This window comes from Breoghania sp. (assembly GCF_030066895.1).
Classification (GTDB): domain Bacteria; phylum Pseudomonadota; class Alphaproteobacteria; order Rhizobiales; family Stappiaceae; genus Breoghania.
In genome coordinates, this window is record NZ_JASJAV010000017.1 from 120,493 (window position 1) to 145,346 (window position 24,854).

The 24,854-nt window shown below is 61.8% G+C and carries 23 protein-coding genes and 1 pseudogene; 9 read left to right on the forward strand and 15 right to left on the reverse strand.

Annotated elements, in window-relative coordinates; genetic code table 11:
• Positions 1 to 21 precede the first annotated feature (21 nt).
• From rnc to rpoZ, 8 genes are all read right to left on the reverse strand, one after another.
• Complete coding sequence (gene rnc, locus QNJ43_RS17285; protein ID WP_300471815.1) at positions 22 to 735, reverse strand: ribonuclease III; 714 nt, start codon at positions 733 to 735, stop codon at positions 22 to 24.
• 7 nt (positions 736 to 742) lie between these two features.
• Positions 743 to 1,498 carry a signal peptidase I gene (gene lepB, locus QNJ43_RS17290; protein WP_300471904.1) on the reverse strand — a complete coding sequence of 252 codons (756 nt, stop codon included), beginning with the start codon at positions 1,496 to 1,498 and terminating at the stop codon, positions 743 to 745.
• A gap of 374 nt (positions 1,499 to 1,872) precedes the next feature.
• Positions 1,873 to 2,628 (reverse strand): pyridoxine 5'-phosphate synthase, encoded by a 756-nt coding sequence (locus QNJ43_RS17295; RefSeq protein WP_300471816.1) that lies wholly within the window; start codon positions 2,626 to 2,628, stop codon positions 1,873 to 1,875.
• Between the two features lie 27 nt (positions 2,629 to 2,655).
• Positions 2,656 to 3,024 carry a DUF2062 domain-containing protein gene (locus QNJ43_RS17300; protein WP_300471817.1) on the reverse strand — a complete coding sequence of 123 codons (369 nt, stop codon included), beginning with the start codon at positions 3,022 to 3,024 and terminating at the stop codon, positions 2,656 to 2,658.
• Entirely contained in the window at positions 3,018 to 3,221 is a 204-nt protein-coding gene (locus tag QNJ43_RS27345) for a DUF2062 domain-containing protein (RefSeq protein ID WP_346433030.1), read from the reverse strand. Before QNJ43_RS27345 ends, QNJ43_RS17300 begins: the two co-directional genes overlap by 7 nt.
• Before the next feature lie 79 nt (positions 3,222 to 3,300).
• A complete protein-coding gene (pyrE, locus tag QNJ43_RS17310; protein ID WP_300471818.1) occupies positions 3,301 to 3,882 on the reverse strand; it encodes an orotate phosphoribosyltransferase in 582 nt (193 codons plus the stop codon).
• A 47-nt stretch (positions 3,883 to 3,929) separates the two neighbouring features.
• Positions 3,930 to 6,161, reverse strand: a complete 2,232-nt coding sequence (locus QNJ43_RS17315) for a bifunctional (p)ppGpp synthetase/guanosine-3',5'-bis(diphosphate) 3'-pyrophosphohydrolase (RefSeq protein WP_300471819.1) — start codon at positions 6,159 to 6,161, stop codon at positions 3,930 to 3,932.
• Positions 6,162 to 6,541: 380 nt separating this feature from the next.
• On the reverse strand, positions 6,542 to 6,940 hold the full coding sequence (gene rpoZ, locus QNJ43_RS17320) for a DNA-directed RNA polymerase subunit omega (RefSeq protein ID WP_300471820.1): 399 nt from the start codon (positions 6,938 to 6,940) through the stop codon (positions 6,542 to 6,544).
• A 772-nt stretch (positions 6,941 to 7,712) separates the two neighbouring features.
• Here rpoZ and QNJ43_RS17325 point away from each other — a divergent pair.
• Positions 7,713 to 8,270, forward strand: coding sequence for an NYN domain-containing protein (locus QNJ43_RS17325; protein WP_300471821.1), 558 nt, complete (start codon positions 7,713 to 7,715; stop codon positions 8,268 to 8,270).
• An 897-nt stretch (positions 8,271 to 9,167) separates the two neighbouring features.
• Positions 9,168 to 9,851 carry a uracil-DNA glycosylase gene (locus QNJ43_RS17330; protein ID WP_300471822.1) on the forward strand — a complete coding sequence of 228 codons (684 nt, stop codon included), beginning with the start codon at positions 9,168 to 9,170 and terminating at the stop codon, positions 9,849 to 9,851.
• A gap of 214 nt (positions 9,852 to 10,065) precedes the next feature.
• On the opposite strand, the gene QNJ43_RS17335 is transcribed toward QNJ43_RS17330, so the two are convergent.
• The 6 genes from QNJ43_RS17335 to hemB all read right to left on the reverse strand — a co-directional run bounded on the left by QNJ43_RS17335 (position 10,066) and on the right by hemB (position 17,012).
• Positions 10,066 to 10,827: an arginyltransferase gene (locus QNJ43_RS17335; RefSeq protein ID WP_300471823.1), complete on the reverse strand. Its 762-nt coding sequence runs from the start codon at positions 10,825 to 10,827 to the stop codon at positions 10,066 to 10,068.
• Positions 10,828 to 10,984: 157 nt separating this feature from the next.
• Positions 10,985 to 12,814 (reverse strand): SLC13 family permease, encoded by a 1,830-nt coding sequence (locus QNJ43_RS17340; RefSeq protein ID WP_300471824.1) that lies wholly within the window; start codon positions 12,812 to 12,814, stop codon positions 10,985 to 10,987.
• A gap of 264 nt (positions 12,815 to 13,078) precedes the next feature.
• Positions 13,079 to 13,564: an RDD family protein gene (locus QNJ43_RS17345; RefSeq protein ID WP_300471825.1), complete on the reverse strand. Its 486-nt coding sequence runs from the start codon at positions 13,562 to 13,564 to the stop codon at positions 13,079 to 13,081.
• A 331-nt stretch (positions 13,565 to 13,895) separates the two neighbouring features.
• On the reverse strand, positions 13,896 to 14,942 hold the full coding sequence (locus QNJ43_RS17350) for a pyridoxal-phosphate dependent enzyme (protein ID WP_346433024.1): 1,047 nt from the start codon (positions 14,940 to 14,942) through the stop codon (positions 13,896 to 13,898).
• 394 nt (positions 14,943 to 15,336) lie between these two features.
• The gene (locus QNJ43_RS17355) at positions 15,337 to 15,942 is read right to left on the reverse strand and encodes a LysE family transporter (protein ID WP_300471826.1); all 606 of its coding nucleotides are present in this window, start codon (positions 15,940 to 15,942) and stop codon (positions 15,337 to 15,339) included.
• A 74-nt stretch (positions 15,943 to 16,016) separates the two neighbouring features.
• A complete protein-coding gene (hemB, locus tag QNJ43_RS17360) occupies positions 16,017 to 17,012 on the reverse strand; it encodes a porphobilinogen synthase (protein WP_300471906.1) in 996 nt (331 codons plus the stop codon).
• A gap of 413 nt (positions 17,013 to 17,425) precedes the next feature.
• Here hemB and QNJ43_RS17365 point away from each other — a divergent pair.
• From QNJ43_RS17365 to QNJ43_RS17385, 5 genes and pseudogenes are all read left to right on the forward strand, one after another.
• Positions 17,426 to 18,560: pseudogene (locus QNJ43_RS17365) on the forward strand (acyl-CoA dehydrogenase family protein).
• A 332-nt stretch (positions 18,561 to 18,892) separates the two neighbouring features.
• Positions 18,893 to 19,954: an enoyl-CoA hydratase/isomerase family protein gene (locus QNJ43_RS17370; RefSeq protein ID WP_300471827.1), complete on the forward strand. Its 1,062-nt coding sequence runs from the start codon at positions 18,893 to 18,895 to the stop codon at positions 19,952 to 19,954.
• A gap of 106 nt (positions 19,955 to 20,060) precedes the next feature.
• Positions 20,061 to 20,474 (forward strand): DUF6163 family protein, encoded by a 414-nt coding sequence (locus tag QNJ43_RS17375; RefSeq protein WP_300471828.1) that lies wholly within the window; start codon positions 20,061 to 20,063, stop codon positions 20,472 to 20,474.
• Positions 20,475 to 20,837: 363 nt separating this feature from the next.
• On the forward strand, positions 20,838 to 21,350 hold the full coding sequence (locus QNJ43_RS17380; RefSeq protein ID WP_300471829.1) for a MarR family winged helix-turn-helix transcriptional regulator: 513 nt from the start codon (positions 20,838 to 20,840) through the stop codon (positions 21,348 to 21,350).
• A 414-nt stretch (positions 21,351 to 21,764) separates the two neighbouring features.
• Entirely contained in the window at positions 21,765 to 22,454 is a 690-nt protein-coding gene (locus QNJ43_RS17385; protein WP_300471830.1) for a hypothetical protein, read from the forward strand.
• Positions 22,455 to 22,636: 182 nt separating this feature from the next.
• On the opposite strand, the gene QNJ43_RS17390 is transcribed toward QNJ43_RS17385, so the two are convergent.
• On the reverse strand, positions 22,637 to 23,092 hold the full coding sequence (locus QNJ43_RS17390) for a GFA family protein (RefSeq protein ID WP_346433025.1): 456 nt from the start codon (positions 23,090 to 23,092) through the stop codon (positions 22,637 to 22,639).
• Between the two features lie 74 nt (positions 23,093 to 23,166).
• Here QNJ43_RS17390 and QNJ43_RS17395 point away from each other — a divergent pair, with 74 nt between their 5' ends.
• The gene (locus QNJ43_RS17395; RefSeq protein ID WP_300471832.1) at positions 23,167 to 23,421 is read left to right on the forward strand and encodes a hypothetical protein; all 255 of its coding nucleotides are present in this window, start codon (positions 23,167 to 23,169) and stop codon (positions 23,419 to 23,421) included.
• Positions 23,422 to 23,540: 119 nt separating this feature from the next.
• Positions 23,541 to 24,854 carry a serine hydroxymethyltransferase gene (gene glyA, locus QNJ43_RS17400; RefSeq protein ID WP_300471833.1) on the forward strand — a complete coding sequence of 438 codons (1,314 nt, stop codon included), beginning with the start codon at positions 23,541 to 23,543 and terminating at the stop codon, positions 24,852 to 24,854.

Here is a 24,854-nt window from a genome sequence, read left to right on the forward strand (position 1 = left end):
GCGTCTTGTTTTCGTTGTCTGTCACTTGCCGCTCTCTGACCAGATGCCTTCTTGGCGCAGGACGGTTTCGGCCGCCGCCTGTTCCGCCAGTCGCTTGGACGGTCCCTTGCCCGATCCCGTATCCATGCCGTCAACCGCCACCGTGACGGTGAAGACGGGCACATGATCGGGGCCGGAGCGATCCGATATCTTGTAGTTCGGCGTTGCAAGGCCCTTGCCCTGCACCCATTCCTGCAAGGTGGTCTTGGCGTCGCGCTGGTTGCCCGACCACGACAGCATGCGTCCGCGCCAGTGCCTTTCGATGAAGAACCGCGCGGTCTTCCACCCGGCGTCGCGATAAAGCGCGCCCAGCACGGATTCGCATATGTCGGCCAACAGCGCCACCTTCGCGCGTCCGCCGGAATGGGCCTCGCTCTCGCCGATCACCATCAACTCGCCGATGCCCAGTTCCGCCGCCACTTTGGCACAGGTCTCGCGCTTGACCAGATGGTTCAGCCTGCACGCCAGTTCGCCTTCCTCGGCCTTGGGATAGGTCTGGAAGACCATTTCCGCGACAGCCAGTCCCAGAACGCGATCGCCCAGGAATTCTAGTCGCTCGTAGTTCTCGGTCGCGCTGCGGGCCGAGGGCAGGGCGCTGGCGTGCGTCAGCGCACGGATAATCAACGAACGGTCGGAAAATTCATGCCCGAGTTCGTCCTCGAGCCGTTTCAGACCAGCGACGTTTTCGCGTGCCATTCCATCCTCAAAGTGTCTTGAAGGGCCGGTTCCAGCGTACTGTCCACGGCCACTTCCAGAACATCCAGGCCGGTTCGCCGTCCTCCACGGAGAAGAACAGGATCTCGGCCTTGCCGACGAAGTTTTCCAGCGGCACATAGCCCACGCCGGACCCGGGAACGCGACTGTCGGCGGAATTGTCCCGGTTGTCTCCCATCATGAAATAGTGGCCCTGCGGCACCTTGAAGACCTGGGTATTGTCGGCCGCCCCGTTGGGGGTCAGGTCGAGGGTCTCGTAAGACACACCGTTGGGCAGCGTCTCGCAGTAGCGCGCCACGCGCTCGGTGCGGCCATAGCGGTCGGTCTCGATATAGTCGTCCAGCCGCTCGCGCTTCACCGCCTTGCCGTTGATGTAGAGCCGGTCGTCGATCATCTGGATCGTGTCGCCCGGCAGGCCGATCACGCGCTTGATGTAGTCAGTCGAGTTGTCGCGCGGCAGCTTGAAGACGGCCACGTCGCCGCGCTGCGGCTTGCCTTCCCAGATGCGGCCGGAAAAGGGCGCCAGGCCGAAGGGGAAGGAATACCGGCTGTACCCGTAGCTGAACTTGGAGACGAACAGATAGTCTCCGATCAGCAGCGTGTCCTTCATCGAGCCGGAAGGAATGTTGAAGGGTTGGAACAGGAAGGTCCTGAGAACCATGGCCAGCAAAAGCGCCTGGATGACGACCTTTACCGTTTCGCCCCAACCGCCCTTCTGTCCGTTCTTGTCGCTCGCCTCGCTCATCGGGTCCTTCGTGCTCATACTGTTTCGCGCGGATTCCGCGCGTCCACCGTTTGGCCCGGCTGATGCGGGCGGCTTTATACTCCAGTCCGAGTCCACCCGAAGGGGAGCTCGGCTATTTGAGAGCAGGGCCGGGCCGCTGTCGCCCGATGCTTTCCGGTCCTGGTGTCCGGCATAAGAGGGGGCCGGAAATGCGACGCGCTCATGACGAATGGCGCTTCGAGAGCTGTCAATCACTCCCCGACCGTGATTCCCCGACAATCATGCGGGAACGAGCGCCTTGATACCGGGTTCGCCCGTGCCGCGCAACGCAGGCTCTACGGATGGCCGGTCATTTGCCCCGGCTTCGCAAGTATCTCGCCGATCCGCAAGGCGCGCTATCGCGCCGGGACGATTGCCGTGCGGGCCTTGTCCATGCGACGGCGCATTTCCGAAAGCGCGGGCTCCAGCCCTACGAAGATCGCCTCGCCGATCAGGAAATGGCCGATATTGAGCTCCCGGATTTCCGGCATGCAGGCGATGTCGTCGACGGTGTCGTAGGTCAGACCGTGTCCAGCATGGGCTTCCAGTCCGATCTGGGTTGCGTGACGGGCCGCTTCACGCACGCGCTCAAGCTGGACCGCGCGGGCTTTCGCGTCGCCCGCCAGGGCCGCCTCGCAATAGGCGCCCGTGTGAAGCTCCACCACCGGCGCGCCGACGGCGCGCGCGGCGTCGATCTGGCGCATATCCGGTTCGATGAACAGCGACACCCGGATATCGACGTCATAAAGCGATTCAACAAACGGCTGCAAAACCTTGAAATATCTCTCTAAGTCGAGACCTCCCTCGGTAGTGCGTTCCTCGCGCCGTTCGGGCACCAGGCAGGCGGCGTGCGGGCGCATCTTCACCGCGATGTCGCGCATTTCCGGCGTCGCCGCCATTTCCAGGTTGAGCGGGATCTTCAGGTGCTTGCGCAAGGCGGCGATGTCCGCGTCGCGGATATGGCGACGGTCTTCGCGCAGATGCGCGGTAATTCCGTCGGCACCGGCTGCCTCTGCGGCCAGCGCCGCGCGCAGGGGATCAGGATGCGGCCCGCCGCGCGCGTTGCGCACCGTGGCCACGTGATCGATGTTCACGCCCAGGCGTAGGGTCATGAGATTTTCTCCGGTGGCCCGTTCCAACTAGTTCCGGTCGATGGCCTGCGGCTGCGCGCCCTGCGTTGCCGTGCGGCGTGCGCACAGCTTCTCCCGGCGCGTTATCATCCCGTAGATGATGAAATAGGCAATGGCGCCCGCCGTCAATCCGAGCGGCAGGGACCCGATGAGCATCGGCTTGAAAATCGGCCAGATGGCATCGCGCGACTGGCTCAGCAGGTTGAGCTTGAGCGGGTGGTGGGCCTGAAGGGCGGGGTCGTGGCCGAGCAGGATGTGGCCCAGCCGGTAGGTGGACGTCCAGATGAAGGGGAACATCAACGGGTTGCCGACGGCGGTTCCCAAGGCGGGTGCCAGCATGTTGCCTCCGATCAGGAAGGCGAAGAAGAAGGTCAGCATGAAGTGTAAGCGACGAAGGGCGTGAAGGAGGCGAAAGTGCCGGCCGCAAAGCCCAGCGCAACGGCGTGCGGGCTTGCGGTCAGCCGGAGGACGCGCTTGCCGAAATACTTGGCCGAACGGGCAAAGCTGTGCCGGGGCCAGAGGGCGACCCGGATCTGTTCAAGCCAATGAGGGGGCGTGCGACGCTGAAACAGTATTTTCTACTCGGCCGATAACGGCATTTTACTCATGACGGCCCTTAGCGGGGCCGCCATTGATGTGAGAACCCGAACCACCTCAGGCAAGCCCCCGGCTGCCCGGCTTGACGGCGGGCAGGGCGGCAAACTCCGGCGGAAGGGCATCTGCCGGATAGGCGGGAACCTTGTACTGCGCCAGTGCGATCAAGGGAACACCGCAATCTGCCTCGCCCGCGGAGCGGTCGATCAGGCAGGCGCAACCGACGACATTCGCGCCCATGGTCTTCAATGCGTTCACCGTTTCGCGCGATGACAATCCGGTGGAGACGATGTCTTCCACCACGATCACCCGTGCGCCTTTTTCCAGCTCGAACCGCCTGAGCCGCAATTCACCGTTTTCGCGCTCCACCCACATGGCGGGCACGCCCAGGTGGCGGGCAGTTTCATAACCGGGAATGATGCCGCCCAAAGCAGGCGAAACGATGTAATTGATCTGCCCGAGATCGGCCTCGCGGATCTTTTCTGCCAGGGCCCGGCACAGGATTTCCGTGCGCTCGGGATCTTGGAAGACACGCGCCTTTTGCAGAAAGACCGGACTGCGCAGGCCGGACGACAGAATGAAATGGCCCTCCAGAATTGCACCCGATTCCCGGAAAATGGCCAGAACTTCGTCCCTCGTCATATCGTCCTTTCCTTGACAGCGTCCCTTCGGGACGTCGCCTTTTTTCTTCAGTGGTTCAGCCGCTGCGCGGACGAGACCACGGAGGCGCCGCGCAACTGGTTGATGATACGATTGAGATGTTTCAGATCCCATACTTCTAGATCGATTGTCATCTCGTGAAAATCGGCCGCGCGGCTCATCATTTTTATGTTGTCGATGTTTCCGTCGTTCTGACTGATGATTCGCGCGATTTCGGCCAGCGTGCCGGGCTCGTTGATCGCCGCGACCGACACGCGCGCGGGAAAGCGCTCCGGGTGTTCGGTATCGACGTCCCAGCGCACGTCCAGCCATTGATCGTCGTCGTCGAAATCCTTCAGGGCCTCGGAATGGATCGGATAAACCGTGATTCCTTCGCCGGGCGTCAGGATGCCGACAATACGATCTCCGGGCACCGCCCCGCCATCGGGAGCGAAGCGGATGGGAAGATTGCTGTGGAGGCCGCGGATCGGCAGCGAGGCGGTCTCCTCCGTCGCCCCTGTGGGCACGCGGAATTTCAGCCCGGATCCGCCCTCCAGATCGAACCAGCCCTCTTCGCGCGCCTTGTCGGCGGACGCCGCGCGCTCCGTGCTGATCACCTCGTGCGGGGTGTCGTCGTGGGAGGGATCGACCGTGTTGAGAATGTCGGCGGCATGGATCTCGCTGCGCCCCACCGCAGCCATCAGATCGATCACCGAGGCCTGCGAGAAGCGCAGCAGGACGGGGACGAGCACCTTGTCGTTCAGCTCCAGCCCGCGCCGCTCGAAACCGCGCTTCAGGATATGACGGCCGAGAGCAGCGTACCGTTCGCGCTGGGCATCGCGGATCGAACGGCGGATGGCCGCGCGCGCCTTGCCGGTTACGGCGATGTTGAGCCAGTCGTCGGTCGGCGTCTGGGCGCCGGAGCGGATGATCTCGACCTCGTCGCCGTTTCTCAGTTCGGTGACCAGCGGCACGATCTGGCCGTTGATCTTGCAGCCGACCGTGGTGTTACCGATGTCGGTGTGAACCGCATAGGCGAAGTCGATCGGGGGCGCGCCGCGCGGCATGGCGATGAGCCGCCCCTTCGGCGTGAAGCAGAAAACCTGGTCGTGGAAGAGCTCCAGCTTGGTGTTTTCCAGGAATTCTTCCGGCGTATCGCCCTGCGAGAGCATGTCGATGGTCTGGCGCAGCCATTCATAGGCGCGGGACTCGTCGGCAAGATGCGAGATGTTGCGGCCGCCCTTGACCTCGTCCTTGTAAAGCGCGTGGGCGGCGATGCCGTATTCCGCCACGCGGTCCATCTCGCGGGTGCGGATCTGCAGCTCGACGCGTTGGCGCGAGGGGCCGACGACCGTGGTGTGAATGGAACGGTAGTCGTTCTGCTTCGGCGTTGAGATGTAGTCCTTGAAGCGGCCCGGCACGCTCGGCCAGGCGGTGTGAACGACGCCCAGAACCGCATAACAGGTCTCAAGGTCGTCCACCACGACGCGGAAGCCGTAGATGTCGGAGAGCTGCTCGAAGCCGATCGATTTCTGCTCCATTTTGCGGAATATGGAGTAGGGCCGCTTCATGCGGCCACGCACGGTCGCCTGGATCTGGCGTTCGGCAAGGCGTTCGGTCAGGTCGCGCTCGATGTCGCCGATCAGCGCGGAGTTCTTTTCACGCAGCGCATCGAGGCGCGCGGTGATGGTCTGATAGGCCTCCGGATTGACCGTTCGGAAGGCCAGATCCTCCAATTCGTTGCGCAGGTCCTGCATACCCATGCGCCCGGCCAGCGGCGCATAGATTTCCATCGTCTCTTCCGCGATCCGCTTGCGACGCTCGTCTTCCTTGACGAAATGCAGCGTGCGCATGTTGTGCAAACGGTCGGCCAGCTTGACCAGCAGCACCCGCACGTCGTCCGCGATCGCCAGCAGCAGCTTGCGGAAGTTTTCGGCCTGCTTGGCGCGCCGTGAGATCAGGTCGAGACGGCTGATCTTGGTCAGCCCGTCGACGAGCTTGCCGATCTCTTCGCCGAAGATCGTGTCGATCTCGGCGCGCGTGGCGTCCGTGTCCTCGATCGTGTCGTGCAGCAGGGCGACGGCGATGGTGGCGTCGTCGAGCCGCAGATCGGTCATGATGGCGGCGACTTCGAGAGGATGGGAGAAATAGGGGTCGCCGGAGGCGCGCATCTGCGTGCCATGCTTCTGCATGGCATAGACATAGGCTTTGTTGAGCAGCGCTTCGTCGGTGGTCGGGTTGTAGCGATTGACCCGCTCAACGAGCTCATATTGACGCATCATGGCGGTGGCGACGCATTCCCGCAGCGGGGGCTCGAGTCCTGCCGGTCTTTGGCTGGCTTCGGGCTGGTTAAGGGCGATTGAGAAGACTTAACTCAGATAGGTTACCCGTCTACGAAGTGCCAGACTTTCCGTCTCCCGCCATTTTTAGCGCCTGACGGCTTCGACAGGGGTCCTGACGCTGCGTCTGAGAGGCCTTGCAAGGGCAGGGAGATGCGGGCCGGCGGTTCGCTGACACACCCCGTGCGGACCGCGGCCATTCCTGGGGGCAGCGCGTCCCTTTCGGGAAGAAAAAGGCGGCGCACCGGAAGCGCGCCACCTCATGTTTCAAGCCATCCGTCGGGAAAGACGCGGGAAACGCGACCCGGCGCGGGATGGCCTTATCAGTAGTCGTCGCTGCGATCGGGCGGGACGAGGCCTTCCAGGCCCTTCAGCAGGTCCTCTTCCGACATGCGGTCGAATTCCACCGGGGGCTCGCTGGGGTCGGTCGGACCGGCAGCAGCGCTTGCCGCGCTCGGCACCATCGGAACGGCTTCCGGTTCCGGCTCGTCGACCTCAACGTATTTCTGCAGCGAGTGGATCAGATCTTCCTTCAGATCTTCCGGGCTGACGGTCTGTTCCGCGATCTCACGCAGAGCAACGACCGGGTTCTTGTCGTTGTCACGATCGATGGTTAGCGGGGAGCCGGAAGCAATCATCCGCGCCCGATGGCTGGCCAAAAGCACCAGGTCGAAGCGGTTGTCGACTTTACCGATGCAGTCTTCGACGGTCACACGCGCCATGGCAGATCTCCAGTCGCGGGCCGGAGGCGGCGCCAATACGCCGGTCGGCCCAAGTCTCGTTGGCATGCGACGGCTCCGGGCCTAACCGGGCTTGACCTTGAGGTCTCGTTCTTGGATCTCCGGCGAAGCCTCGCCTTATAGATCCATGATCGGCCTCAGAGGGCCGCCCCACCAGGGTCGGACACTCGGTCGCGCGCATGGGAATGAACTCGCTTTATTAGGGTTTTTGCACCGCAAATGCAAGGGTGCACTTGACATGAAAGTCGAATGTTTTACAGGGCCTCAAAGGGACGCGGTGAACGTGGGATGAGGCCCAAACCGCATCATGGCTCGACCCGTTGTCCGGTTTCAGGAAAGCTCTCAGAGCATCGGCGCGATGCAACCTTTGGTGGTCTCTGATATTTCACATGTTAGTCAAAGCGGCAAAAGAGCTGTGCGTATCGTATGCGGCAGATCGTGGCATTAGGGACGCGAAACGCTTGCGGTAACCTTCCGATCCTCTTGAAGATTGGCTTTATGATCAAAGTTTCTAGAAAAAATTCGAGGTGATCCCCATATTTTGAGAAATCTGTAGTCGTACTGTGTTCTTGCGTCAGGATTTAATTTATATCAAACAGGCAAAAATGACGAAGTTGGTCGTATTGGCTCGGGCTCATTGTCCTAATTTTTTAGTGCTCATTACGCTCAAGGGTCGCGGTTCCGTAGCTGATCAGCCTCATTCTTATCTGTGCACATGGCAATTCCAAACCCATAGAAGATAAAGAGAATAAAGATGTTTGACCCGCGCGAGAAAGTTGCGCTGTTCATTGACGGCGCAAATCTCTATGCGACCGCGAAATCTCTTGGTTTCGATATTGACTACAAGCGGTTGCTGAAAGAGTTTCAAGGAAAACCTTATCTGTTGAGGGCCTATTATTACACGGCTCTTGTGGAGGATCAGGAGTATTCGTCAATTCGCCCGCTGATCGATTGGCTTGATTATAACGGTTACAAGGTCGTTACAAAGCCGGTCAAAGAATTCATCGACTCCTCCGGCCGCCGTAAAATCAAGGGCAGCATGGACATCGAACTGGCCGTCGATGCGATGGAAATGGCCGAATATGTCGATCATCTGGTGCTTTTTTCCGGCGATGGCGATTTCCGCTCGCTGGTCGAAGCCGTCCAGCGTCGCGGCCGCAAGGTCTCCGTGGTCTCCACCCTGCAGACCCAGCCGCCGATGATTGCCGACGACCTGCGTCGTCAGGCCGATCACTTCATCGACCTGAGCACGCTGGCCAACAAGATCGGTCGCGATCCGGCCGAGCGCGAGGAAGTCTACGACGATCTTTGAGGCGCGCACCCGCAAAGGGTGAGCGTCCTGGCGGCCATGCTGAGCTCGGTGGAAGCCGGATCGGTAAGATAAGATCGTTGTAAATCATTGGGTTAGGAGATGGGGCCAGGGCCTTGGAACCGACCTGGTCGACACGAGCCCGCCGATCCCGGCGGGCAGGGGGGCAGACGGCGATGACGCGCGAGGTGGCGGGATGCACCTTGCGTAACGAGCCAACGGCCCACGTTTTCGTGCGGCCGTGCGCGGACCGGGCAGGGTGCACGTACGGGCCGGTGTCGGCAGCCGAAATGGCTCAGGCAGTCTTCCGTCGCTCTTGGCGGACGCCGTATTGAGGCGTCCAGCGTTTTGGCGAACTGGTTCGGGCCTTCTTTCCTGCAAGGCTCGCGGACTGCGACATTCAATTTTTCGGAGAATGCATCGCTCCTGTTTGACCGGGAGTGGGGATCGTCTGTGCTCTTGTGGGAGGATGGGTGCGGACCGGGAATATCTTTTCGTATTGGCGGTGATATCTTGGTGCCAGCTCGCTGCGCGCGAGGGCGGCAGGACAGGAGTCGGCCGGATATCGGGCTAATACGGAACTGCGGCCTCAGAACCGAAAAAAGTATAAGAAAACAAAGAACTGACGGTGTTTCTGAACACCGATTAATTTTCGTTTCGAATTCTCTCGAATTCCATTGAATTTCGGTGTTGGTCGCCAAAATCATCGAAAGGCCGATGCAATCGCGCCGACATTGCTCTGAGAACCTGGTCCGGATCACTTATCCCCACTCTGCGTTGGACTTCGGGGCGGTCCGGCATTCCGGTCGTCGCTTGGGGGAGGGATCTGGTTTAATGAGGCATGTCGGCCCGTCGCGATTCGGGGCCGTTTTCCTGTGTTTCGGAGCATCCCGACCTCCCATGAGCGCTTCTTTTGAAACCTCCTTCGCCGCCGTTCCCGCGACCGTCACCGATCCCGATCGCGACTGCCCGCGCTGTCCGCGGCTGGTGGAGTTTCGCCAGCTGCATCGCGGCCGCGAGCCGGAGTGGTTCAACGCTCCGGTGCCGAGCTTCCTGCCGTGCGGCGGAGCGAAGGAGGCGCGGCTGCTGATCGTCGGTTTGGCGCCGGGCTTGCGCGGTGCCAACAAGTCCGGGCGGCCCTTCACGGGCGATTATGCGGGCGATCTTCTGTACGAGACGCTGGATGCCTACGGCTTCTCGCGCGGCACCTTCAAGGCGCGGCCCGATGATGGGCTGGAGCTGGTCGGGGCCGCGATCACCAACGCGGTGCGTTGCGTGCCGCCGGAAAACAAGCCGACGGGTCCTGAAGTCAAGGCGTGCTGTCCGTTCCTGATCAACACGCTTGCGTCGATGACGAACTTGACCGCGATCCTGGTGCTCGGTCGGGTGGCGCACGAGACGGTGCTGACGACGCTGGAAAAGCGCCGCGCCTCCTATCCCTTCAGCCACGGCAGAGTGCACGATCTTGGCCATTACACGCTTTTCAACAGCTATCATTGCTCCCGTTACAACACCAATACCGGCCGCCTGACGCCGCAGATGTTCCGGGACGTGTTCGACAAGATCGCCGCGCATCTGGGGTGAGGGGCGTTCGCGGGGGTTGAGTTGAACGTTGGGCGTTCTTTGCGGGGCCCATCCTTCGAGACGGGCCTGTCGGCCCTCCTCAGGATGACGTTATCGTATTGATGTCTTTGAAGAAGGCCGCGCCAAACACAACCTCATCCTGAGGAGGCGCGACGCGCCGTCTCGAAGGATGGGCCACACGATAATGGCCGTCCGGGAGCTCTCGCCCCACAGCTCACTTCCCGTCGGCACGGATCCAGCCCTGCGGACCCAGATGCTCCTGCGGCTGAAAGCGGGTCTTGTATTCCATCTTCTTGGAGCCCGGCACCCAATAGCCGAGATAGACGTAAGGCAGCCCCATCTTCCGCGCGCGCTCGATGTGATCGAGGATCAGGTAGGTGCCGAAGGAGACGTGGCGGATGTCCGGGTCGAAGAACGAATAGACCATCGACAACCCGTCCGAGAGCACGTCCGTAAATGCGGCGGCCACGAGCGGGCCTTCGCCGCGATCCTCCTCGCTGAGGTCGGGACGGTTGTCGGCGCGATGGCGGTATTCGACCACGATCGTGTCGACATGGGTGTCTTCGATCATCAGGGCATAGTCGAGAAGCCGCATGTCGGCCATGCCGTCTTCGCCGTGACGGGCCGCCAGGTAGCGGCGAAAAAGCTCGTACCGTTCGGTCGAGGGAGTGGGTGGCTCCTCGCGCCCGACAAAGGCGCGTGCCGCATTGCGGGCGCGGCGCAGCGAGCGCGTGTAGTCGAACTCGTCGACCAGAATGCGCACCGATGTGCAGGAGCGGCAGGTATCGCAGGCCGGACGGTAGGCGATGTTCTGCGAGCGACGGAATCCGCCATGGGTCAGAACGTCGTTGAGAAACGTCGCGCGCTCCCCCACCAGATGCGTGAAGACCTTGCGTTCCTCTTGATCCGGCAGGTACGGACATGGTGCCGGTGCCGTCAGATGGAATTGCGGATTATCTGTAATGGGCTTTGTCATTGCCCGCGTCTCGCACCGAAATCAACATGTCAAAATTGTCAAATTATCATCCGAATTATACCGTAAGGTTATGAAACAGAACGGAAAAACAAAATACGAGGAAAACGCGCAGGTCAAAATGTCTGACCCCGACGCCGCAATCTGCGCTCCCTTGTATTCAGAAGCTATAATACCACGGCGCGAGTAATGAGAAAGACAGCCAAATGACCAACACGAGCGGTGTTCCGGCGCGCAGGAAATCGGAAAACCGGTAGTGGCCCGGGCCCATCACGATCAGGTTCGTCTGATAGCCGATGGGGGTGGCGAAGGAGCAGTTGGCCGCAAAGATCAGGCACGTGGCGAAGGCGTTGACGTCGACGCCCGTGCGCGCCGCCATGTTGACGGCGATGGGCGCGAAAAGGACGGCGGTCGCGTTGTTCGACAGCACGTTCGTGAGCGCCGCGATCAGCAGGAACATCATGGACAGGATGACGGCCGGCGACTGGCCGGACATGGCGTCCATTAGCCCTTCGGCGACGAACTGTGCACCGCCGGTGCGTTCCAGCGCGGTGGCGGCGGCCAGCGAGGCGCCGATCAGCATGAAAATGCGGCTGTCGAGTGCGCGCATCGCCTGACGCACGTTCAGGCAGCCGAACATCATCATCGCCAACGCGCCAGTAATCGCGGCCGTGACGATGGGCACCGCGCCGCTTGCCGCGGCCGCCACCACGGCAACGAAGATCGCCAGTGCGCGCGGGGCGTAGCGGCGCTTGGGCACCTCGGCGGTGGACCAGTCCATCAGCAGCACATCGCGATTGCCGCGCAACGACTGGATGTCTTCGTGCTCGCCCGCCAGCAGCAGCACGTCGCCGGCTTCCAGACGGATATCGGTCATCGCCATGCGCGGCATGCGGCTGCGGCGCTGCAGGCCCATGACAACGCAGTTCGATTCCGCCTTGAGGCTCGATTGCGCCGTGGTGCGCCCGATCATGCGCGAGCCGGGCGCCACCACCGCTTCGGCCAATGAGACGGCGCCGTCGGGCAGGGCGTGTTCGTCATCGGAGACTTCGCCGTTGTGGCCGGAGCGCACGATCGGCTTGCGCAACGACAGCGCCTTGGTCAGCGTCTGACGGGTGGCTGCGACGATGATCGTATCGCCCGGCTGCAGCTCCACCCCCTCGAAGGGCGGCAGGAACGGTTTTTCGCCGCGCTGGACGAGGCGCACCGTCATGTCGTGCAAGGACGGGAACATGCCTTTGACGGGCTTTGCGCCGACCAGCGGGTGATTGTAGGTGATCGGGATTTGGGCGATGAACTGCTTGCCGTCGGCCGGGGCCTGGATTTCGTCGGCCATGGTCTTTCGCGGCGTCAGCAGGTAGGGCATCATGAAGATGATGTAGAACGAGCCGATGAAGGCCAGCATCACGCCGAGCGGCGTGAACGAGAAGAAGCCGATGGTGATGCCGCTGGTCCGTCCCGCGACATCTGCCGCCAGCAGGTTGGTGGACGAACCGATCAACGTCGTCATGCCGCCCAGGATGGCGATGGAGGACAGCGGCATCAGCACCCGCGAGGCCGAGGTCCCCGCAGCCGCGGCCACGGCCGCCAGAACCGGCAGGAACATCACCACAACCGGCGTGTTGTTCAAAAAGGCGGAGATGACGGCGACGCCGATCAGGATGGGCGTGACCGGTCGAAGCCTGATCCGGCGAAAGCCGCCCAGCACGACCTGGGTCGGCTTTTCTAGCGCATCGGTCTGAAACAGCGCCTGACCGACGACGAGCAGCGCCATGATGGTGATGAGCGCGGGATTGGCGAAGCCCATCAGCAATTCGCGTGGGCCGAGCGGGGTCGGACCCTGATAGGGAAAAACGGTGAAGATGAGCACGAAGGCAACGACAGAGCCCAACGCCGTGAACTCGATCGGAAACCGTTCCCAGGCATAGAGCAGAATCGTTCCGGCGATCACCACGAAGGTGAGTGTCATCTGGATATCGGCAACCGTCATTCGTCGCCCGCCTGCACTCGCTTCCCCTGAGCGTTGAACGCATCGAGCCCTTCAGCCCCCTTCGTCGGGAACGAAGGCGGTTCCCCGTTGCGTCTCATCTCGTTCAAAAACCTCCATTCAACCCTTGCCGGGTCGATGATGCCATCCGTTACGCTGCCCGCGAACGGCCGTGTGAAATCCGCTCCTCCGATTTCGCGATTCCCCGGATCGGCATGAGCCTGACCCAAACGGGTAGCCGCTTCAATCGACAGGTGCAAGCGCCGTTCAGAAGCTCCGCGACAGTGCCGCTGAGTTAACGATGATGCTGCCCAGAATGATATCGTGAAGAAGCCGCTTCTTATTGGAAAACAGCGAAACCAGCAGCACGAGCGGCGTGATCATGGTGACGGAAACCCAGAACAGCACCACGTGGACACCAGCCAGAAGTGGGCTCGACCTGCTGCCGTCGTGAAGACGCATCTCGACGCCGAAGGCGCGCATGCCGGGGGTGGCTGCTTCCGGTCCACCCAGCGTGAAGGCGGTGTAGAGAATGGCGACGCCCTGCCACAGGAAGGCATAGACGAGCCAGCCGAGGCCGAGGGTAAAGATGTCGACAAAGAAGACGATCACACCGGCGACGGAGGTGAGGATCGCGATGGCGATCGCGTCGATCAGGAAGGCGAAGATGCGCTTGGTGCGCACGCCCTCATACAGCGCCATGTATTCCAGCGGATCGGGGGCGGAAAGCGCGTCCGGTTCGACGGTGCTCATGATCTGACGTCCTTGCGGATCAGGGGCCGGGTTCAGGGTCTCGTTAGGAAACTGGGGCTTGCGGGCCGGTTTTTCAATCGTTTGACGCGTTTGAAATCACGCCACGGGAATGACAGTCAGGAACGAAACGCGCCTGATCTGGACGCCTCGCCTCGGCCGAACTCCGCCTCGGTTCCGCTCACCCTCACATTCCGTCATTGCCCGGCTTTAGTCTGGGTAATCCAGCAGTCTCAGCGTGTATTGAGGGTGCTGGATCCCCCGGACTACGCCGGGGGATGATGGTGAGAGGGCGTCAAAGAGCCGAAAATGCGTTCGGAACCAACGGTTCGTCTCAGCCCGCCGTCTCGGCCGCATCGACGCGCTTCACCGTGTAGCCGCGCTTCTCGATGGCGCCGATGATCTCTTCGGCGTGCTCGTTGTCGCGCGTTTCCATGGTGATATCGAGGATCGCGCCCTTGGCGGGCACATCGAGGAAGCGGCGGTGGTGGGCGACTTCCACCACGTTGCCGTCCATCTCGCCGACGAGCGAGGTGATTTCGCCCAAAACACCCGGACGATCCGGAATGGCGATGCGGATCGCCACCATCCGGCCCTCGCGGGCAAGCTCGCGTACGATGATGGAGGCGAGAAGCTGTGGATCGATGTTGCCGCCCCACAGAACAAGCCCGACACGCTTGCCCCAGAATTCCTCCGGCTCCTGCAACAGGGCGGCAAGCCCGGCCGCGCCCGCGCCTTCGGCAACCGTCTTCTGTAGCGCCAGGAAGGCGTTGACGGCCCGCTCGATGGCCGCTTCCTCCACCAGCACGATATCGTCGACGAGTGCGCCTGCGATCTGTCCCGTCAGCGCTCCGACATTCTTGACCGCGATGCCCTCGGCCAGCGTGTTGCCACCGCAGCGCGGCTCGGTGCCGTGAAGCGTGGCGTACATGGAGGGGTAGAGCGCGGCCTCCACGCCGATGATCTTGATTTCGGGCGCCAGCGCCTTGGCGGTAATTGCGATGCCGGAAATCAGCCCGCCGCCGCCGATCGGCACGACGAGGGCATCGAGATCCTTGTTCTTCTCCAGCATCTCCAGCGCGATGGTGCCCTGACCGGCAATGACGCGCTTGTCGTCATAGGGATGGACGAGGGTGAGGTTGCGCTCCTTGATTAGGCGTTCCACCTCGATCTGGGAATCGGCAATCGTCTCGCCCGCCAGCACAACTTCCGCCTCGTGCGAGCGGGTGGCGGCGACTTTCACATGCGGGGTCGTCTTCGGCATAACGATGACGGTCGGAATGCCGAGCCGTGCGGCGTGATAGGCAACCGCCTGGGCGTGTTTTCCCGCCGACATGGCGATGATGCCGCGCGCGCGTTCCTCCTCTGTGAGCGAAAGCATCTTCAAGGAGCGCGTCGCGCTCCTTGAAGATGACGTATTGCTGGTTCGCGAACTTCACCCAGACGTCCGCGCCGGTCAGTCGCGAGAGGCTGGGGGCGGGAAAGAAGGGCGTGTGCACCCACCTGCCCCTCGATAAGCCGTGCCGCCTCGCGAATGTCTTCAAGCGTGACGGGAAGGGGAGCGGAGGCAGGATCTGAAGACACGGCGGCACCGAGGGAGGGAAAAAGGTTGTCGATACCGCGATGTGCCACCAAAGGATGGCCGTGGCAAGGCCGGGTTACTGCGCCCGTAGCCTCCCTAAAGAATGCCGATACGGAACCTCGTGGCGACGCTCAACTGGCGGCAAGGCTCGCAAGCGTGCTGGCGAGCATCAGCAGCGCGAAGGCGACGTTGATCAGGCGGTAATGCGCGGGGTGCGCACGACATAGGAAAGCAGCCGCCCGCCCGCGACCCAGCAGAAGTTCATAGCGCCGCCCAGAAAGAAGAACGTCAGCCCGATCACCGTCGCATCCGCGCCGTAGTGTTGCGGTGAGGTGAATTGCGAGATCGCTGCGATCTGCATGGCGTAGGTCTTGGGATTGAGCGGATGGATCCAGAACCCGTGCAGGAAACCGGGCGCCGCCGCCTGTCGTTCGGTCGTTCCTTCGCCGGGGTCCTTGTCGGCGCCGGGTGAGGGAGAGGGCGCTGCTGCGGGAACGGGCGCCGTGGCGATGAGCCAGGCGAGATAGGTGATGTAGGCGATCTTCAACCCCTGCCACAGGAGCGGAACGCCGGAAAGCATGGCAAGCAGCCCGGCGGCCGCGAGGCAGAAGGTAAGCGTGAAGCCGAAAAGCGAGCCCGCAAGGAAGGGCAGGGTGTGCGCGATGCTGTGCGAGCCGCTGACGGCGACGAACGCCATGTTCGCCGGACCCGGCGTTTCCGTCAGCGCCATGACGTAAAAGGCAAGGAGCAGAAAGCGGTCCGCAGGCATCAGCGCGGAGAGAAACGTGTCGGCGAACATGGCAAAACGCCTCGTCGGCAAGGTCCTCGCCCGGCAATGGCCTGCGTGACGCGCTTGAGGAGCGGGATCTCTCCTTACAGTCCCACGGAGAGTCGCTTGGCGACCTTGGGGGCGAAGTAGGTGAGGATGCCGTCGGTGCCCGCGCGCTTGAAGGCCGCGAGGCTCTCGATCATCGCCTTGTCGAAATCCAGCCAGCCGTTCTGGGCAGCCGCGCAGATCATCGCGTATTCGCCCGACACCTGATAGGCGTAGGTGGGAACCGCGAACTCGTCCTTCAGACGACGCACGATGTCGAGATAGGGCAGGCCCGGCTTGACCATGATCATGTCCGCGCCCTCATCGAGATCGAGCCCGGCTTCCACGATCGCCTCGTCGGAATTGTGATAGTCCATCTGATAGGTGCGCTTGTCGCCCTTCAGGCAGGCATTGGTGCCGATGGCATCGCGGAACGGACCGTAGAAGGCCGAGGCGTATTTCGCCGAATAGGCCATGATCTGGATGTCCTGGAAGCCGACCGCGTCGAGCCCGGCACGGATGGCGCCGATGCGGCCGTCCATCATGTCGGACGGCGCGATGACGTCGGTCCCAGCCTCCGCCTGGTTCAGTGCCTGGGCAACGAGGACGCGCACCGTCTCGTCGTTGACGATCGTCTCGCCCTCCAGAAGGCCGTCATGGCCGTGGCTGGTATAGGGGTCGAGCGCCACGTCGGTGACAAGGCCGATATGCGGGACTTCCTCCTTGATTGCCCAGCACGCCCGGCAGACCAGATTGTCCGGATCGAGCGCGGCCGATCCGATCTCGTCGCGCAAGGCGTCGTCCGTACAGGGAAAGAGGGCCAGCGCCGGAATGCCGAACGAGGCGGCAAGAGCGGCCTCGCGCACGGCCTCGTCGACGGACAGGCGGTAACAGTCTGGCATAGAGGCGACAGGCTCGCGGCGCTTTTCGCCGTCGATTATGAAGATCGGCCAAATGATATCATCGACCGTGAGCGTGGTTTCGCGCACTAGACGGCGCGACCAGTCGGTGCGGCGATTGCGTCGCACCCGCTTGCCGCCCAGGATCTCCCCCATATCGATTTCGGGCATGGGGCGGCGTTTACGCGGTTCGACGTTCATGGTCAGGCTCCGATAGCGGCATGTTTCTCCCAGTGAGGCATGGTGTAGCACCATGCAGCAGGTGGGGAAACCGGATTGGAGGTAGATCTGTCGGATTTCCGGGAGGGAGGGGATTGGAATGTGGGGCCCATCCTTCGAGACGGCGCTTTGCGCCTCTTCAGGATGACGTTATCGTGTTGCTCGCTTCTGCAGAGCCATCAACACGATAACGTCATCCTGAGGAGCGCTCGCAAGAGCGCGTATCGAAGGATAGGCCACACATTCCAATCCAACTCCCCACACCTCATGTTTGATTGACGCTTTCCGCATCGGCAGATATCTCCGGGGCCGACAAGAGGACCCATCGATCCGGCAGTGAGGAGACGGGGATGGACTTTGCTCTGAGCGAAGAGCAGCGCGCCTTTCAGGAAATGGCGGGCGATTTCGCGCGTGAGGAAATGGAACCCCATGCGCACGAATGGGACGAGACCTCGACCTTTCCCGTCGAAACCCTGCGCAAGGCCGCAGCCCTCGGCTTCGGCGGCATCTATGTGGGCGAGGATGTCGACGGCTCCGGGCTGACCCGGCTCGATGCGGCGCTGATCTTCGAGGAACTGGCCAAGGGCTGCACCTCGACGGCTGCCTATATCTCCATTCACAACATGGCCGCCTGGATGATCGACCTCTTCGGGTCCGATGATCAGCGTGAACGTTTCCTGCCAAGACTCTGCACCATGGAGCATTTCGCCGCCTATTGCCTGACCGAGCCTGGCTCGGGATCGGATGCGGCGGCGCTGCGCACCAAGGCGGTCCGGGACGGCGACGCTTACGTGCTGAACGGCTCCAAGGCGTTCATCTCCGGCGGCAGGGCGGCCGATCTCTACGTGGCGATGGTCAGAACCGGAGAGGCCGGGCCAAAGGGCATTTCCTGCATCGTGGTGGAGAAGGGCACGCCCGGGCTTTCCTTCGGCGCGCAGGAGGTGAAACTCGGCTGGAAGAGCCAGCCGATGACACAGGTTGATTTCTCCGACTGCCGGGTGCCCGCGGAAAACCTGATCGGCGGCGAGGGGCTCGGCTTCAAGATCGCCATGGCCGGGCTTGACGGCGGTCGGCTCAATATTGGGGCCTGCTCGCTGGGGGCGGCACAATCCTGCCTGGAGCGCGCCATCGCCTACATGAAAGAACGCAAGCAGTTCGGCCGGGCGCTGGTGGAGTTTCAGGCGTTGCAGTTCCGTATCGCCGACATGGCGAGCGAGCTGGAGGCCGCGCGTTTGCTGCTGCACAAGGTGGCCATGAAGGTGGACGCCAAGGAGAGCGACGCGGTTCGCGGCCATGGCCAAGCGGATCGCCACCGATACCGGCTTCAAGGTGGTGAACGAGGCGCTGCAACTTCACGGCGGCTACGGCTACCTGCGCGACTATCCGATCGAGCGGTATCTGCGCGACGTGCGCGTGCATCAGATCCTGGAAGGAACCAACGAGATCATGCGGCTGATCGTGGCGCGCGAGCTGCTGGCGGGGTGAGGGGCGACGGGGAGATCTTGTGCGGAGCGGCCATTGGCACGTTTTGCTCCGGATTGTCATCCCGGCGAAGGCGGGGATCTAGTACTCCGTGGGGCTGGCTGTGTAATCCGATGGGCATGATACTGTGGTTACTGGTTCCCCGCCTTCGCGGGGATGACAGTTGTGCGGAGGCAACCCGAGGATGATCCTCGTGAACGCATCGGATGACCGTGAAAGGGTTCCTTCCGATATAACAACACGATAACGTCCCCTTGAGGGGCCAGCCGAACCGACCCGCCTTATCCCGACCGCAGCGCCGAAAGACAAAAGACGAAACAGGAAGGAATGCGACCGTGATCGATCCTCTTGCCCAGTTCGAAGTTCTGTTTGATGTGCGCGGCCATTCCGGGGTCATCAAGCTTTCCCGGCCTCAGGCGCTCAATGCGCTGACCCACGGCATGATCCAGGCCATTCGCACGCAGATGGACGCCTGGGAGGCCGATCCGGCCATCGTCCAGATCGTTTTCCGCTCGCTGCACCCCAAGGCGTTCTGCGCCGGCGGCGATATTCGCGCCGTCTATGAAATGGGGAAGGCGGGGGACGAAACCGTCACCTCCTTCTTTGCCGACGAATACCGCCTGAATACCCGCATCAAGCATTATCCCAAACCCATCGTCTCGCTGATTGACGGTATTCTGATGGGCGGCGGCGTCGGGCTGACCATCCACGGCGACTATCGACTGGGTGGGGCAAAGACGCTGTTTGCCATGCCGGAGGTCGGCATCGGCTTCTTCCCTGATGTGGGGGCGAGCTACGCCCTGCCGCGGCTGCGCTCGAAAGCGCTGGGGCTTTATTGCGCGCTGACCGGTGGTAGGTTGAAACAGGCCGATGCCTTGTGGGCGGGCGTGCTGACCCATTGCGCCGATGCCGGGCAGTTCGACGAGATCCTGAAGACGCTGGCCGAGGAAGACGTGAAGACGGTCGTGGAGCGGTTCGCAGCGCCCGCTGAGGGCGAGGCGGCGCTGGCGCCGCACGCGGATGCGATCGAGAGCTGCTTTTCCGCCGACAGCGTGGAGGCCGTTCTGGCTGCGCTCGATGCGGTGAGCGGGGTGGACGAGGAATGGGCGCGCGCAACGGCTGCTGAGATCCGCACGCGCTCGCCGATGAGCCTCAAGGTTGCCTTCAAGGAAGTGCAGGAAGGTGCGGCACGCGAGTTCGATGATTGCATGGTCATGGAATTCCGCATTCTCAGCGAGATCCTGAAGGGAAACGATTTTTACGAAGGCGTGTGGGCCGTTCTGGTCGACAAGGACAATGCGCCGAACTGGACCCCCTCTCGGCTGGAGGATGTGGAATCGCTTGCTATCGAGCGGCATTTCATGCAACCGCAAGAGGGTGATCTAGTCCTTAGCTGAGGTCCCGTCACAAGAACACGGAGCCTTGGGGCGGGCCGGATCGGATCTGGCCGCCGGGGCCTCTGCCGGGCCATGAGAGCTCGGTCATACCGGAGATGTGTTTTCCATGCTGAGCCTCTTGCAGCATCTGGCCAGGACGCGCCTGTCATGGCGCACGATGCTGGTCTGGTATCTGCGCCTGCTGGCGATCCTGCTCATCGGCGGCGGCATCATCCATTGGGCGCGCATCGTCGGATACCTTCCGTGGCGCGGCGAGATGTTCGTCGACATGCCGGTCGAATGGCAGGTCGCGACCGCCTATTTCGGCGTTCTCGACATGGTCGCGGGCATCGGATTGTGGCTCGCCGCCTCCTGGGGGCTGGTCATGTGGTTTCTGAGGGTGCTGTCCCAGGTGGCGATGCATACGGTGTTTCAGGACACGTTCGGCTCAAGGCCCTACGAAATCACCTACTATATCCTTACCATCGCCATCTATCTGGTCCTCACGGTGCTGACGGAACGCGAACGGCGCAACGAATAGGAGTGCGGTCGGCATCGCGGGGGCGCGATTGGAGGGGCGCGGACGCCCGTTCCACCGACGCCGAGATCGTTGCAATCGCTTGTCCGATTTTAGAAAAAAATTCGTGGCCTTGATCTTCGGTGTTGAAAACGGGGCAATAGGTAAACGGCTGCCGTAAGGGGCGAAATACCCGAAAACCCTTGCTCCGTAAAGCGCCACGGGCAAATTGCATAGTCGGAATTTTCTAAAATTTCCAAAGTATCTTAAAGTATCTTTAAGAGAAGATTCATGCTGCTTTTTAAGAAGATTTTATAATATCCCGAATAATGTCCTCAACAAGCGGAATAAAACCGCACACAAACAGGACATAAGGGTCGTAACCAGATGATCACGGCAAAAAGGGCCGTCGAGATCCTGGCGCAGGATGAAGGTAATACCGAAATCAAGCCGCTTTACCTGGAAGCGCTTACTCTAGTCGGGCGGTTGCATCGGCGGTTGCTTGACGTCACCAAGGATGAATTCGATCGGATGGGACGGTCGGATGTGAACTCCGTGCAGGCGCTTTTGCTGTTCAACATCGGCGACAACGTGCTGACGGCTGGAGAGCTTCGCACCCGCGGCTACTATCTGGGGTCGAATGTTTCCTACAGCCTGAAAAAGCTGGTCGACACCGGTTTCATCAATCACGAGCGTTCGCGCGTCGACCGTCGTTCGGTCCGCGTCAGCCTCACCGAGAAGGGTCTGGAAGTGGCCGGTATCGTCAACGATCTCTACGAGCGTCACATGCGTTCGGTCGAGGCGGTCGGTGAGATTGCGCCGGAAGACTTCCAGCAGTTCAACCAGTCGCTGCGTCGGCTGGAGCGGTTCTGGACGGATCAGAGCCTCTATCGTTTGTAATCCGGCTCGCACTGGAACATTCCGAAACGCCGTCCGCGGTGAGCGGGCGGTGTTTTCGTTTGTCCTTGGCAACCTTGTCGGCTTCCGTTTGCGACACGAACTTGCCATGATGACATGAAAAGCAGCGGCGCAGGCAGAATACGGCCCGGAATGCGAGGTTCGGATACCGGTGAATGAATCGTCGGGATCGAGCTTTTCCGGACTTTACGGTTGTGTCGCTAAGGGCAAACATGACCGACGCGGGCCGTGGGAAACGGTTGCCGCGATGAGTGTGGCCGTTCGATAACGATTGCGCGTTCGAATGCCTGCTTGAGTTGCCTCGCATGGGCGCAGGTTCTACCGCAACCAGAAATCCGTCACGGCGCGCAGGACTTTTGAGGGTTCTGCGCCATTCGCATCCGGGAGACAAGCTCCGTGAACCGACACATCGTCGCCGGCGAGATCCGATCGACGGCAGGCCGCTTCGCGGTTGTCGCTGCGCTTTTACCGGCGGCTCCGCTGGCGACGCCCGCTCAGGCGGAATCCCCGTTGCAGGCGCTGCGGAACTATCAGCAGCATGAGCAGTGGGAATCCAAGCTCGACGACACGATGAAGAATCTGGAGCAGATTCGCTCCGATCAGCCCACGCTGTCGCCGGCGACCGTGACCTATATCGAGCAGGCGATCTCACAGTATCGGAAGATCGTGGCCAATGGCGGCTGGGCGGAAGTCAGCGCGCCGGGGCGCAACCTCAAACTCGGGTCGTGGGATCGCGCCGTGGTGGCGCTGCGCCATCGTCTGGTCGCGTCGGGCGATCTGTCTCCCGATCTGATCTCCGGCAACCGGTTCGATTCCTCGGTCTGCGTGCGCGCCCAGAACGTGCGCGATCTGGTGGCGTGGCTGCTTGAAACCACGACGCCGGGTTGGGACTGTCAGCAGGTGGACGTCACCATCGCCTCCTGCGAGCGCGAGGACGTGCGGCTGGATACCGAGGTGCCGCTTTACCTCGCCTACGTGACCGCCTGGGCGACGTCGAACGGCGTGGTCAACTTCCGTGAGGATATCTACAACCGCGACGGTCTCAACGGTTCCGAGATCGAGGGTCCGCAGATCGTGCTGCAATAGGCGCACGAACGCGGAAAGAATCGAAAGGGCGCCTTCGCAAGAGGGCGCCCTTTTTGCGTTTGGGGGAGGGGAGAAAACGGAGGCGCTTGCACGCCGACTGTTGCGCTGGATTCCGGATCTGGCGCAACAAGCTGCGGTGAAACCGCTCCGTCTCCTTACCCTTCCTTCCCCAGTCCGCCGTCTCAATGCGTCGCGGCGTATTCCTGTAGGAGTTTTATGAATTCCCCCGGCGGCGGGAATCCCTCATAGCTGTAGACGGCCAGTGTCGTGACCCAGGGCAGTTTCTCGCGGGTCATGGTCTTGACGAACGGGACGCACCAGTCCGGTTCGTCGAACATCGTCGCCCGGACGTTGACGAAGTGGGGGAGCTTGGCGACCCTGGTGAAGACCCAGCTCTTGCAGTGTGGGCAGTGATAGTGATCGATCCCCTCGGAGTGCGCGCCGCCCTTGACCGGCTCGCTTTCGATGACTTCGAAACCCTCGTCAGGGAACATCGCGGTCAGCGAAAAGGTGCTTGAGGTCATGCGCTGGCAACCGCGACAATGGCAGACGAATGTCGCGCAGGGAGCGCAGGTGACCCGCATGCGCACCCGGCCGCAGCGACAGGTGCTCTCACGGGGGGATGGGAGAGAGTTCATTTCCTACATCCTGACCCGAAAATAATTGATATGTAAATTTCATATACGAAACCAGAGCCTGCGTCCCGGGTGGTTTGCCGCCGCCGGAACCGCGCGAAGCGACAGAAGAGGTTGGACATGACGACCGGCAGGACGCCGGCGTGGACGTTCCCATGATCGGTCCGCTCAATGTGTTGCAGGATGAACTCGGCCGGTTGGCCGTGCGCAAGCTCAAGCGGCATCTGGAACAGGGGGTGTTAACCATATCGCGTTGGATCGAAACTGTTTTTCGATCTCAACCCCTTTCTTTCTGCGCTGTCACCGTCCACATTACACAGGATCATGGTTAGCGAGCGGGCTTGGTTCACCACATCTGGTATGCTATGGCGGCAACGCGGTTCGCGCGTCTCGGCAAGCCCGCGTTCCGTTCGCTTATCGTCCTTGTCCGAATTGCAGGAAGGCCCGCCTAATGTCGACTTCGAAAAGCTCCGTTTCTGAGCCTGTTCAGCTGGATTTCTTCACCCAGTCACTTGCCGAGGCGGATCCGGAAATCGCGGATGCGATCGACAAGGAGCTTGGCCGGCAACAGCATGAGATCGAACTGATCGCTTCGGAAAACATCGTCAGCAAGGCGGTGCTGGAAGTGCAGGGTACGATCCTGACAAACAAGTATGCCGAAGGCTATCCCGGTAAGCGCTATTACGGCGGCTGCCAGTACGTCGATATCGTGGAAATGCTTGCCATCGAGCGCGCCAAGAAGCTGTTCGAGTGTGAGTTCGCCAACGTTCAGCCCAACTCCGGCAGCCAGATGAATCAGGCCGTTTTCCTGGCGCTGCTGCAGCCGGGCGACACCTTCATGGGGCTGAACCTGAATTCCGGTGGGCACCTGACCCACGGTTCGCCCGTCAACATGTCGGGCAAGTGGTTCAACGTCATCTCCTACGGCGTGCGCGAGGGCGATCACCTGATCGACATGGACGTGGTCACGGAAAAGGCGCGCGAGCACAAGCCGAAGCTGATTCTGGCCGGCGGCACCGCTTATTCGCGCATCTGGGACTGGAAGCGCTTCCGCGAGATCGCCGACGAGGTGGGCGCCTACTTGATGGTGGACATGGCCCATATCGCAGGGCTGGTCGCAGGCGGCGTGCATCCCTCGCCGGTGCCGCACGCCCACGTGGTCACCACGACGACCCACAAGTCGCTTCGCGGCCCGCGCGGCGGCATGATCCTCACCAATGACGAGGCGATTGCCAAGAAGATCAATTCCGCCGTCTTCCCGGGTCTCCAGGGCGGCCCGCTGATGCACGTCATCGCGGCCAAGGCCGTGGCGCTGAAGGAAGCACTGCAGCCGGAATTCAAGGCCTATGCGGCCAATGTGGTGGCCAACGCCAAGGCGCTGGCGGCAAGCCTTCAGGAAAATGGGCTCGACATTGTGTCGGGCGGCACGGACAACCATTGCATTCTGGTCGACCTGCGCCCCAAGAACGCCACCGGCAAGAAGGCTGAAGCTGCACTGGGGCGGGCGAACATCACCACCAACAAGAACGGCATTCCCTTCGACCCGGAAAAGCCGTTCGTGACCTCCGGCATTCGCCTCGGCACGCCCGCGGGCACGACGCGCGGTTTCGGCCAGGCGGAATTCCGCGAGATCGGTCAGATGATCGCGGAAGTCATGGACGGTCTGCGTGCGTCCAATTCCGAAGACGGCAACGCGAAAGTGGAGGCGCGCGTGAAAGAGCGCGTCATCGCGCTGACCGATCGTTTCCCGATCTATCAGAGCTAG

What these genes read in the sequence shown, in the direction of transcription:
- rnc (WP_300471815.1), bottom strand. Translation starts at nt 735, where the DNA reads ATGGCACGCGAAAACGTCGCTGGTCTGAAACGGCTCGAGGACGAACTC.
- lepB (WP_300471904.1), bottom strand. Translation starts at nt 1,498, where the DNA reads ATGAGCGAGGCGAGCGACAAGAACGGACAGAAGGGCGGTTGGGGCGAA.
- QNJ43_RS17295 (WP_300471816.1), bottom strand. Translation starts at nt 2,628, where the DNA reads ATGACCCTACGCCTGGGCGTGAACATCGATCACGTGGCCACGGTGCGC.
- QNJ43_RS17300 (WP_300471817.1), bottom strand. Translation starts at nt 3,024, where the DNA reads ATGCTGACCTTCTTCTTCGCCTTCCTGATCGGAGGCAACATGCTGGCA.
- pyrE (WP_300471818.1), bottom strand. Translation starts at nt 3,882, where the DNA reads ATGACGAGGGACGAAGTTCTGGCCATTTTCCGGGAATCGGGTGCAATT.
- QNJ43_RS17315 (WP_300471819.1), bottom strand. Translation starts at nt 6,161, where the DNA reads ATGATGCGTCAATATGAGCTCGTTGAGCGGGTCAATCGCTACAACCCG.
- rpoZ (WP_300471820.1), bottom strand. Translation starts at nt 6,940, where the DNA reads ATGGCGCGTGTGACCGTCGAAGACTGCATCGGTAAAGTCGACAACCGC.
- QNJ43_RS17325 (WP_300471821.1), top strand. Translation starts at nt 7,713, where the DNA reads ATGTTTGACCCGCGCGAGAAAGTTGCGCTGTTCATTGACGGCGCAAAT.
- QNJ43_RS17330 (WP_300471822.1), top strand. Translation starts at nt 9,168, where the DNA reads ATGAGCGCTTCTTTTGAAACCTCCTTCGCCGCCGTTCCCGCGACCGTC.
- QNJ43_RS17335 (WP_300471823.1), bottom strand. Translation starts at nt 10,827, where the DNA reads ATGACAAAGCCCATTACAGATAATCCGCAATTCCATCTGACGGCACCG.
- QNJ43_RS17340 (WP_300471824.1), bottom strand. Translation starts at nt 12,814, where the DNA reads ATGACGGTTGCCGATATCCAGATGACACTCACCTTCGTGGTGATCGCC.
- QNJ43_RS17345 (WP_300471825.1), bottom strand. Translation starts at nt 13,564, where the DNA reads ATGAGCACCGTCGAACCGGACGCGCTTTCCGCCCCCGATCCGCTGGAA.
- QNJ43_RS17350 (WP_346433024.1), bottom strand. Translation starts at nt 14,942, where the DNA reads ATGCTTTCGCTCACAGAGGAGGAACGCGCGCGCGGCATCATCGCCATG.
- QNJ43_RS17355 (WP_300471826.1), bottom strand. Translation starts at nt 15,942, where the DNA reads ATGTTCGCCGACACGTTTCTCTCCGCGCTGATGCCTGCGGACCGCTTT.
- hemB (WP_300471906.1), bottom strand. Translation starts at nt 17,012, where the DNA reads ATGGGGGAGATCCTGGGCGGCAAGCGGGTGCGACGCAATCGCCGCACC.
- QNJ43_RS17375 (WP_300471828.1), top strand. Translation starts at nt 20,061, where the DNA reads ATGCTGAGCCTCTTGCAGCATCTGGCCAGGACGCGCCTGTCATGGCGC.
- QNJ43_RS17380 (WP_300471829.1), top strand. Translation starts at nt 20,838, where the DNA reads ATGATCACGGCAAAAAGGGCCGTCGAGATCCTGGCGCAGGATGAAGGT.
- QNJ43_RS17390 (WP_346433025.1), bottom strand. Translation starts at nt 23,092, where the DNA reads ATGAACTCTCTCCCATCCCCCCGTGAGAGCACCTGTCGCTGCGGCCGG.
- glyA (WP_300471833.1), top strand. Translation starts at nt 23,541, where the DNA reads ATGTCGACTTCGAAAAGCTCCGTTTCTGAGCCTGTTCAGCTGGATTTC.